A 10,605-nucleotide genomic window follows, 5' to 3' on the forward strand; every position below is an offset into this window, starting at 1 on the left:
CTGAAAGGTGATAACTGAAAGTGGATAGCTTTTTAATTCTTAATTTTCATCTTTCATCTTTCATCTTTCACCTTTCACCTTTCAGTTACCACTACTCAATTACGGGTTACTGTTTTTTCACTTGAGGAGAAAGTTTAATTTTTTTTGATATTTTTTGCTAAGGGGAAAAGTTAGATTTAGCTAGCCATCGATAAATACTATTGGGACTATAGGCGGATAGTTACCGGTGATATTTGCCCTTTGACAAGTTAAGGTAAAAATGGCATACTAACAGGGTGGAAGAGTATTTAGTTAGCTGCCCGCTTTATTTTGAAGATTTATTACAAACTGAGCTGGAAAGCTTAGGGGCCAAGCTGCAAGCTAAATTAAGGGCAGGTTTATATGTAACGGCTAATAGTATAGCCGATAAAGCTTTTTTATACCGTATGCTGGTAAATAGCCGGCTGGCCAGCAGCATAGAGCTGGTGGTGGCTGAGTTTAGTGCCCAAAGCCGCGAGCAGTTTTATGAAGAAGCGGCTAAAATTAAATGGCATCAGCATATTAAAGCTTTGGCCAGCTTTAGCTGCGAGGCAAATAAAATTAAGCAAGGTTTTGCTCCGCCTAACTTTATGGCCTTACTCTTAAAAGATGTTGTGGTAGATTACTTTAGAAATAACGAAAGCCGCCCACAGGTAAGTAACGAAGGTTTGCTGCTGGGGGTGCATATTGATGGTGATGATTTTACCCTCACAATAAAATTGGGGCGCGGCTTGCACCGGCGGGGACTGCGCGATAAATACGCCGTAGCCCCTTTGAAAGAAAATTTAGCTGCCGCCCTGCTTTTACGTGCCGGCTGGCCTAAGCTGGCCGCTGAAGGCCTGCCATTATTAGATATTATGTGCGGTAGTGGGACTTTTTTAACAGAGGGTTATATGCTGGCTGCTAAAATGGCACCGGGTTTATTAAAAGATAAATTTGGCTGTGAAGATTGGCTAGGTTTTGAGGGCGAACTTTTAAGCAACGAACTTGCTAAAGCTAAACTGCTTTATGATAAACATAAAGCCGACTGTCCGCCTATCATAGGGTTAGATAAAGATAAAAAAGCTGTAAGCCAAAGCGAAGCGGCTTTTAAAAAATTAACAACCGAGTTAGGGGTAAATATTAAACTAGCTAACCAAAGTTTTGAAAGTTTTAAAGCTCCGTATGAACAAGGGTTATTAATTAGTAACCCGCCTTATGGTAAACGTTTAGAGAGCGAAGAAGATAGTTTTAATTTATACAATCAGCTGGGGCACTATTTAAAGCAAAACTTTAAAAATTGGCAAGTAGCTTTAGTACTAAGCGAGGAAGAACGGCTGGCTAACCTCAATCTGCAAGCTACTAGGGTAAATAGTTTTTTTAATGGGGCCGATAAACGTTACTTTGCCCGCTTTATTATTAGCGATAAAGTGAAAGCAGAGGAGTTATCGGCCAGTGCCGAGCAACTTAAAAATAGGCTGACTAAACGTTATAAACTATTAAACAAATTGGCGGCTAAACAGTGGCAAAGTAACAGCTACCGTTTGTACGATGCCGACCTGCCCGAATATAACGCCGCCTGCGACCTTTACGGTGATATATTAGTAGTGCAAGAATATCAAGCTCCCAATACTATTGCTCCCGAAACAGCTAAACGGCGGTTGAGCGAGTTGCTGTACTTACTTAGGCAGCTTACCGGCTTTAGCCGCGGGCAAATTATCGTTAAATTGCGGCATAGGCAGGGACAGTTGGGTCAATATGTAAAAAATGAAGGGGCCAAATTAGAGCGTGTGGTAAGCGAAATGGATATGCGTTTTAAAGTTATCCTTAATGAATATATCGATGCCGGCCTGTATCTAGACCATCGCCCTTTTAGGCGGCGGTTATTAAATGAGGCGCAAGGCAAAAGCGTGCTTAACTTATTTTGTTATACCGGCTCAGTTAATGTGGCCGCTTTAAAGGGCGGCGCCAACCGACTAACGGCGGTAGATAGCAGTAGCCGTTATTTAGCCCTAGCTAAAGATAATTTAACTTTAAACCAATTACCTTTAAACAAAGCGCAGCTGGTAAAAGCCGACGTGCGCGATTTTTTATACCAGAATAAAGAGCGTTACGATATAATTTTTTTAGACCCGCCAACTTACAGCAACAGCAAAATGAGGCAAGATTTTAATTTGCAAAAAGAGCATGCTCAATTAATTTGGCTGGCTATGCAGCGGCTTAACAAGGGCGGAGTGTTGTACTTTTCGGTGCATTTTAAAAAATTTGTATTGGCCGAAAGTTTATTTACTAACTATAATGTAAAAAAACTTAGCAGCCATGATGAAGATTTTAAAGAGGCGCATCACCTGTGGCAGATACAGATAAAGGAGAATAATGGGTAAAAGTAAACCGCGTCGCGAAAGCCGTAATGCCTCGTTGCTTAAAGGCTCGCTCTTGCGTGAGGGCTTTGAGCTTTGGCATCACTTCTTTTGGGGTATTGATGTAGAGAGTGGTGAAAAACTGCCTTTTTTTATCGAGTTTTTAAGGCTTAATCCTTATGCCGGTAAAAAGAAAAAAGAAGGGCCTACGCTAAGTAAGCAGTTATATAGTTTTGCTATGGTACGCGCTTGTTTGTTAGCCGGCCCTAAGAGTGTGGTAACCGCCGAACTTTACGGCGAAGAGGCGGTTTCGGTAAGTAAACGTATTTTAAGCTTGCGTTTTGGCAATAATATTTGCCTAGAAAATAGCACACGCGGTAGTATCGTTAGCGATGATAAGGGGCCAACTAATAAATTTGCTTTAGCTAAAGCCGGCAGCGTTAGCTGGGAACTAAAAATGACTAAGCCCTTTAGTTATAATTTAGGTTACTTTACCGGTAAAGTGGCGAGGTTTTTAAGGTTATCTAATATTTATTGGGACGCAGCCGGCCTTAAAAATTTAGTGAGCGGCCATATAACGGTTAATAACCGCGAATTTAGGGTAGAAAGCGGCGGCAGTTTTGGTTACCAAGATAAAACTTGGGGCAGCCGTTTTCCTAGCGAATGGTTTAAACTTTACGGCGGTAAACTTAGTTTTACCAATAATGAAGAAGTTAAAGAGGCTGCTTTAGTTATTATGCGTGCTAACTTAACTTTTAGTAAACACAACTTAGGTATTAGGTATTTTATCAATTTAACTTATAATGGTAAAGTTTATAACTTTACCTCTGTTTTTCAGGATAAAAATTATTTTTACAGCTTTAACCAAAAAAACGAAGATAATTACTTAATTATTAAATTAGAGGCCGTAAAGGCCAAACAAAAGTTAGTGTGTAACCTTAAGGTAAAGCAAAGCAGCTTACTGGCTTTAAATTATCCTATCCCGCAAAGTACCAACTTAAGCTACTTAATGAGCGGGGAAGCTGAGGCTGCCATCGAAATTTATCAAAGCGATTCGCTGCTGGATTGGGAGCTGGAAGGGCAATTTAAGCTTACTGGGGCCGCTATTCAACTAAGTAATTTAAATAATGAACAACAAACTAAGTCTTTATAATTTTATATCGTTAGTTAATAGTTATGTAACTAAAGGAAGGCTTACGCAGCTGCCCTTAAGCGAGGCCGATTTAAGCCGGCCGGCAGTCCCTCAAGCGGTTAAAGCTCATACGGCTGTTACCCCCAACTTAAAGATAGAGGCTGATAATTTAAGCCAACTAAATAATATTATACAAAGCTGTAAAGCTTGCAGTTTGCCGCTAGGCCATGCTATAGTAGGAGCAGGGAATACACAGCCGCAGCTGCTGGTGTTAAGTGATAGTCTTTCGGCCGATGATAACGAGCTAAGCCAGCCTTTTAGCGGGGCGATGGGTCAATTTGTCGATTTATGGCTTAAGGCCATCAATTTAAGCCGCGCCGACTGTTACTTTAGTACATTAGTAAAGTGTTATAGTCCTAAATTTAGCGAGGAAGCGGCCGCACTTTGTGCCGGTTACCTTTTTAAACAAATAGAGCTTTTAAAGCCGCAGGCTATTTTAGCATGCGGAGTAGCTTTAGCTAGGGTTATTAGCGGTAAAGCCGAGAGTGTGGCCAATTTACGCGGGCGGCCTTTTAGTCACCATCATATTCCTTTGGTAGTAACTTATAGCCCGGTGAGTGTTTTAAACGACGAAAGTTTAAAACGGCCGGTATGGGAAGATTTAAAAATGCTGCGTAATATTTTAAATGGCGGGCAAAGAGGATAAAGGGATATGCAAAACGAAGAGGTGCGTTATGCCGTATTAGGCAGCGGCAGCGAAGGTAATGCTTATATTATAGAAAATAGCCGAGCCGCTATTCTAATTGATAATGGCTACCGTTTAAACGAACTATACCGGCGCCTAAACCAAGCAGGTTTTGAGATAAGCAAATTAAAATATATTTTTTTAACCCACGACCACAGCGACCACAGCAGCGGGGTAGCCGAGTTGGCCTTACATTTAAATATACCAGTAGTTATGCACCATAAAGCCGTTATTAAGGCTTCTGCCGGCTACGGCTTTGAACGCTGGAATATTAAAGCAGGCAAATTTTACAGTAACGATTATTACGATTTAAACTTTACAGCTTTTGATACCAGCCACGACAGCCCTTTTAGTTTGGGTTACTTTATCGAGCTTTCGGGCCGCCGTTTTTTACTCATTACCGATACTGGCCGGCTTACTCCTTGTATGTACGACTATGCCGAAAGCGCCGATGTGCTTTTTTTAGAGAGTAACTACTCGCCCGTTATGTTACAGCAAGGGAAATATCCGGCCTTTTTAAAGGCGCGTATTGCCGGAGCGCGCGGCCATTTATCTAATTACGATGCGGCTAATTTTATTATTAGGCTGAGTAATAACCAGTTTAAACGTATTTTTTTGTGTCATCTTTCGCAAAATAATAATAGTATAGAAACACTTAAAGAAGAATTTGGGGCTATTTGCCCCCTAGAGCCACATATTACCATTTGCCCGCGTAACCAACTTATGGCCGGCGAGTTTTATGCGGCAGAGAGGGCAGATAAAGCGCTAAATGCCGCCGGTACTTTGCAATTAAGCAGCGCTTAATAAAATATAAAAGGGAGAGGTATAAATGTCGGTAAACAATAGGCCATTAGGTATTATTAGCTGTCCGGGCAGCCATGTATTTACTCAGCAATTAATAACCCATTTAAAAAGGCAAACCAAAAAACGGTTTTTAGATAAAATGACGGCGATGGCTAAGGCTTATAATGTTCCTGAAAGCGAAATTGTAGCCAGTTATAACTACGCTAACGATTTAGCCAGTGGTAACAGCGAGGTAAAAGAAGAAAACATTACCTACCGTGAGCCTAACTTCGAGATAGAAACGCGTTTTACCCGTTTTGCCAACGGCGAAATTAAAACCGAAATTCTCTCTACTATCCGTGAGTACGATATTTATATTGTGCAAGATGTTTACGGCACCATGCCGGCCAGCTACTATGGCAGCGAAGCCGCCGAGTATAATGTAAACGACCACTTAATAACTTTGCTTACTACCATCGATGCCGTTAGGGTATCGTCGCCGGCCCGTATTACTTGTGTGCTGCCGGCTTATCCTTATGCTAGGCAACATAAAAAAACCGGCCGTGAGGGACTAACAGCCGCTTTGGTGGGACGAATTTTGGAAGATATGGGGGTAGAGCGCATTATCACCCTAGATATTCACTCTAAAGACATAGACCATACCTTTAAAAATTTGCACCTAGAGAATTTATATGCCAGCTACCAAATAACCGAGCAACTGTTAGGGTTAATAGACCCTGAAAAAGAAGATTTAGTGGTGGTAGCCCCCGATACCGGCGCCGTTGACCGTAACAAATTTTTTGCCAATAACCTTAAACGGCCACTGGCTATGCTTTATAAAGAGCGCGACTATAGTATAGTTAGCAGCGATGCTAATAAAAGTAACATTAGTACTATGCGTATGCTGGGCGATGTTAAGGGGAAAGCAGTGTTTATCGTTGACGATATGCTGGGCACGGGCGGCACTTTAATTAAAGCTTTGCAAATAATGAAAGAGATGGGGGCAACTAAGGTAATTATCGGCATTAGCCTGCCGCTGTTTACGGCCGATGCGATTGAGCAATTTGATAAAGCTTATCAAGATGGGTTGTTTTATCGTATAATCGGCTGTAATGCCGTAAGCCACAGCGATAAATTACTTGGCCGCAGCTGGTACATTAGCGCCGATGTTAGCCCGCTGTTTGCCAGTGTGGTAAGGCGTTTAAATAACAGTGATGGACTGGGCAGTTTATTTGACAGTGATAAACTTATCCAAGATTTATTATTAAGTAAGTAATGATTTTAACTATCGATATAGGTACCAGCACCTTAAAGCTGGCCCTTTACGAAGGGGCTAAATCTTTAGCTTTTACTAGGCAAGCTTTATCTTGCTCGGTTAATACCTTTAACTTTGAGGCCATTAAAACTTTTATAACTACCAGCGGCTACCAAACTACGGCGATAAAAGCCATTGCTATTAGCAGCCAAGCTCCTACTTTAGTGGCCTTAAATGAGCACGGCCAATTAATAACTGTTTTATATTACTACGCTGCCGAGCAGAGACTGCCGGGGTTACCATCGGCCTTTTTACCTAAAATTTTGGCTTTTAAAGAGCAGCAACCCCATCTTTATCGGCAAACCGCTTGCTTTTTAACTTTAGGTGATTATTTAGCTTACCTGCTAAGCGGCCAGCTTTATACCAGCTTACCTATGCATGATAAACGTTATATCCCCTTTATGTGGGATAAAGCGCAGCTAGCCGGCTATGGTTTTGATGAAGCTTTATTTGCCCCTTTTTATCATAGAGAGTCTAGGCTTACTAATGGCAGCTTTGGCCTTGTTAAAGGCCTGCCGGTGGTAAGTGTAACCTTCGATTTTTTAGCGGCTTTAGTAGGCAGCGGGGCGCTTAGCGCTGATATTGGCTGTAACCGTAACGGCAGCAGTGAAGGGTTAAATTTTTTAATACCATTTAAGGCTAGTTTGCCATCTGCCAATCAATTAAATTGGCGCAGCTTTCCGCATGCAATAGCGACCTCTTATAATGCCGGGTTAATTTTTAACTATAAAGATTACTTTGACTACTTTAAAACTAGCTTACAACTAAACGATGATAATTTTTTTGCCGAGTTATTAACGGTAATAGATGATACGGAGTTGCCGTCTAGGTTAAACGATTATAATTTTGGTGTATTTAGCAATGATTTTAATTTTAATAATTTTTTACAGCTAATTAACGGTTGTTCGGCTTTTCAACAGGCAGCTATGGCTTTAAAGTTTTACGGCGAAGGTTTTGGGAAAGTAGTCAAGCTTTGGCCTAATTTAACGGAACTTAGGTTAAGCGGCGGAGCAGCGCTAAATAATGGGCTTAACCAATATAAAGCTAATTGCTGTGGAATACCCTGTGTTAGTGTGCAAGAAACATTTACAGAATTGCTGGGTAATGTTATAATAGCCTATATAGAGTTAGGCCGCTACGCTAATTTAAACGAAGCTGGCCGGCTTATCAAGGTAACTAAAACGTATTTACCTAATTAAGAGTTGAAAATTAAGAAGTAAAATAGAAAAATTCTTAATGAATACTTCTTAATTATTAATTAAAAAGAAGAGGTATTAAAATGATAGATTTACGCAGTGATACGGTAACAAAACCCAGCCCCGAAATGCGCCGGTTAATGGCGGCGGCAAAGGTAGGTGATGATGTTTACCGCGAAGACCCTACTACCGGCCGGCTGGAAGAATATGCCGCCTATTTAACCGGTAAAGAGGCCGCCTTGCTTATTAGCAGCGGCACGTTTGGGAACCTACTGGCTGCTATGGTGCTGGCAAGGCGTGGTACAGAGGTGCTTATGCACGAAGCCGCCCATACCATGATTTACGAGCAAAGCGGTATTTCGGCCATAGTGGGGGCTAAGCCGGTAACTATAGCCGGTTTGCGTGGTATATTAACGGCCGAAGCCGTAGAAAAAAAAATTAATAAAGCTGTCCCTTATTACAACGAAGAAACATCGTTGATTATTATCGAAAATAGTCATAACTTTTGCGGCGGCACGGTATGGAGTAAAACCGAGTTAGAAAGCTTAGCGGCAGTAGCGAATAAATATAACTTACCCATACACTTAGATGGAGCGCGCATTTTTAATGCCGCAGTGGCCGGCGGCCTTAGTGTTAAAGAAATTAGCAGTTATGCCGGTACTATTACTTTTTGTTTAAGTAAAGGGTTAGGAGCGCCTATCGGCAGTGTGCTTTGCGGTGATAAAACCTTTATTGACAAGGCTTTACGCTGGCGTAAAATGCTGGGTGGCGGTATGCGGCAAACGGGAGTTTTAGCGGCGGCCGGTCTATATGCTTTAGAGAATAACGTAGAGAGATTGGCTGAGGACCATAACCATGCCCAATTATTAGCTAAAGCCTTTAATGAAAGTGACTGGGCGCAGGCCGAATGTGAGCCCGAAACTAATATTATTTTTGCCGTTACCAAAGGGCCGGCCGGTGAGATGGTGGCTAAGTTAAAAGATAAAGGCATATTATGTTTTGCGATGGGGCCAAAACGTATAAGAATGGTAACCCATCTAGATGTAAGCGGCAGTGATATTGCTAAAGCTTGCGAGGCTATTAAAACCGTTAGTTGAGACAAAAACGAAAGGTTTGACAGATAGTGAAGAGTTAAGAATTAAAAAGAAAATATTTTTTTTGTTGTTAAGGGGTGGGAGTTAAGGTTAATAAAAAACCTCTCATAATGAGAGGTTTTAGCAGGGGAAGGACTCGAACCTTCGGCCTTTGGGTTATGAGCCCAACGAGCTGCCAGCTGCTCTACCCTGCGTTATTTGTGTTGCCATAATATCCCATCTTTTTAATTTTGTCAAGCTAAAACGGCAAAAAAGAATAAATAAATGGTATTTTTATGTATTGCAATTATCTAATAATAATTTATCAAAAATTTACTTTACAATTTGTCAATTTGCCTTTACTATAAAATATAGCTTGCTTACCCTAGATTAAAATAGGCTAAAATGCTATAATAACTTTAAAGTTTTTAATGAGGTATGTAAAATGAAACAAGAAGTAGAATACACTAAGTTATCTAAAATGATTAGAGAAGGGCTGTTGTTTGCAGAGGCTAGTCGTACCTATTTAGCTGGTGAAAATAAAGACGGTACTACTAAAGGGCTTATAGTAGCTAGCGAAGGATTATTTTTTAGCGAAGATGATATAGCTTTATGGCTAAACGCTGCCCGCAAATTAGTTATAGATATTTTAGGGGAGAACCACGAGCTGGCTAAGCCGGTTAGCCACTCTTTTAAAGAAGAAATTATTCGCTTATTAAAGGCACGTAGCAGCTTAAATTAAGGCAGTGCTTGACTAAGTAATATTTTTTATAGGTAATCCAGTTGCTTTGTAAAAGTTTATAGCTGGGTTACTTTGTTTTGTTTATCGTAGTAAATAAAGCCGGCTATAAATTATAGCTGCAAAAACTTTATGAAGATACTTATTACAATTTTATTGTTAACTGTCGGTTTGTTTACCGGCTGTAGGGTGGCTATTAGCGAAGTTCCGCAAATTATTGAGGCTAAGGTGCTTTCACCGTACGAAGTTGAGCTTAACTTTACTGCGGCCGTTAGCTTGCAAGAGGTAACACTTTATCCGCCGCAGGAATTTACCGTTAATAACAATCGTATTTTATTTACCGGCCCTATGCAGATAGGGCAGTTTTACCGGCTTAGCGCTCAAGCTGTGAGTATCAAGAATATGGGCCGTCATCGTTTACATTTTGCGGTAAGTTTTATGGCTTACAATGATAATTTACCTAAATTAATTTTTAATGAAATTACCCCTATCCATAGCGCCGTTTGGCCCGAACGTATCGAGCTTTATGTAGTAGAAGGTGGTAATTTAGCCGGTATAGCCCTTTATTTGGGCACAGCCGCTAACCATACAGCCGGTTTTGTATTACCCGATATGGTGGTAACTGCCGGTGATTATTTGGTAATACAAGCCCGCGATAATGACGACCCGCGCCATAACGGCAATTTACGCTGGCCGGGGTTAGTAGGTTTGCCTAATAATGGGGCCGTTTTAACTTTGTACGAAAATATGGCGGCGACGGCCGTTTTAATAGATGGTGTGGCTTATCGTAACGGGAGCTTCCAGCTAACTGATGAGCTTGAAGAGGCGATAGCCGAGCTAAATTTATATGTTATTGATAGCGCCGGTACCACCGCTACCCGCAGCTTAAGCCGCCAGCCCGATGGCAGCTGGTTTGTAGTGGTTACCGGCGGGCAAACTTTTGGTGCAGCTAATAGTAACAGGCGTTTTACTAATTAAAAGGCCGGCTGCTTTTTAAGGCCGGCCTTGATAAAAATTTATTTTAGCTAATGGGGTTCCACCCGTCATTCCCGCGTAAGAAAGAGACCGGCACTAAAGGCATATCACCAATAAAAGGGCTGTTTAAGACGGTAGCCCAGTTTACCCGCTGAGCAGCATTGTTAATGCCTGACAACTCGGTTGTGCCGTATTCATAAGAAGGCGCTTGGCCGCCTAAGGTGGCTAACCAACCGGCTGAGGTAATTAAAGAGCTGCCATCGCCGGCCACCCCAATGGTGGTATTAACA

The 10,605-nt window shown here is 41.4% G+C and carries 10 protein-coding genes and 1 tRNA gene; 9 read left to right on the forward strand and 2 right to left on the reverse strand.

What is annotated here, in order from left to right:
- The first annotated feature begins 275 nt into the window (after positions 1–275).
- The 7 genes from rlmKL (at position 276) to FWE37_07700 (ending at position 8,625) form a co-directional block, all read left to right on the forward strand.
- A complete protein-coding gene (gene rlmKL, locus FWE37_07670; GenBank protein ID MCL2520856.1) occupies positions 276–2,381 on the forward strand; it encodes a bifunctional 23S rRNA (guanine(2069)-N(7))-methyltransferase RlmK/23S rRNA (guanine(2445)-N(2))-methyltransferase RlmL in 2,106 nt (701 codons plus the stop codon).
- Positions 2,374–3,510: a hypothetical protein gene (locus FWE37_07675; GenBank protein MCL2520857.1), complete on the forward strand. Its 1,137-nt coding sequence runs from the start codon at positions 2,374–2,376 to the stop codon at positions 3,508–3,510. Before rlmKL ends, FWE37_07675 begins: the two co-directional genes overlap by 8 nt.
- A complete protein-coding gene (locus tag FWE37_07680; protein ID MCL2520858.1) occupies positions 3,485–4,195 on the forward strand; it encodes a uracil-DNA glycosylase in 711 nt (236 codons plus the stop codon). Before FWE37_07675 ends, FWE37_07680 begins: the two co-directional genes overlap by 26 nt.
- 6 nt (positions 4,196–4,201) lie before the next feature.
- Complete coding sequence (locus FWE37_07685; GenBank protein MCL2520859.1) at positions 4,202–5,038, forward strand: MBL fold metallo-hydrolase; 837 nt, start codon at positions 4,202–4,204, stop codon at positions 5,036–5,038.
- Between the two features lie 25 nt (positions 5,039–5,063).
- Positions 5,064–6,293 carry a ribose-phosphate diphosphokinase gene (prs, locus tag FWE37_07690; GenBank protein MCL2520860.1) on the forward strand — a complete coding sequence of 410 codons (1,230 nt, stop codon included), beginning with the start codon at positions 5,064–5,066 and terminating at the stop codon, positions 6,291–6,293.
- The gene (locus FWE37_07695) at positions 6,293–7,531 is read left to right on the forward strand and encodes an FGGY-family carbohydrate kinase (protein ID MCL2520861.1); all 1,239 of its coding nucleotides are present in this window, start codon (positions 6,293–6,295) and stop codon (positions 7,529–7,531) included. Before prs ends, FWE37_07695 begins: the two co-directional genes overlap by 1 nt.
- 80 nt (positions 7,532–7,611) lie before the next feature.
- Entirely contained in the window at positions 7,612–8,625 is a 1,014-nt protein-coding gene (locus tag FWE37_07700; GenBank protein ID MCL2520862.1) for an aminotransferase class I/II-fold pyridoxal phosphate-dependent enzyme, read from the forward strand.
- 118 nt (positions 8,626–8,743) lie between these two features.
- On the opposite strand, the gene FWE37_07705 is transcribed toward FWE37_07700, so the two are convergent.
- Positions 8,744–8,816, reverse strand: a tRNA-Met gene (locus tag FWE37_07705).
- A gap of 230 nt (positions 8,817–9,046) precedes the next feature.
- On the opposite strand from FWE37_07705, the gene FWE37_07710 reads away from it, so the two are divergent.
- Entirely contained in the window at positions 9,047–9,343 is a 297-nt protein-coding gene (locus tag FWE37_07710; GenBank protein MCL2520863.1) for a hypothetical protein, read from the forward strand.
- A gap of 129 nt (positions 9,344–9,472) precedes the next feature.
- Positions 9,473–10,318, forward strand: a complete 846-nt coding sequence (locus FWE37_07715; GenBank protein ID MCL2520864.1) for a hypothetical protein — start codon at positions 9,473–9,475, stop codon at positions 10,316–10,318.
- Between the two features lie 43 nt (positions 10,319–10,361).
- Here the strand turns inward: FWE37_07715 and FWE37_07720 are convergent.
- On the reverse strand, positions 10,362–10,605 hold a 244-nt coding region (locus FWE37_07720; GenBank protein ID MCL2520865.1), incomplete at its 5' end, for a hypothetical protein.

This window comes from Spirochaetaceae bacterium (assembly GCA_009784515.1).
Classification (GTDB): Bacteria; Spirochaetota; Spirochaetia; order WRBN01; family WRBN01; genus WRBN01.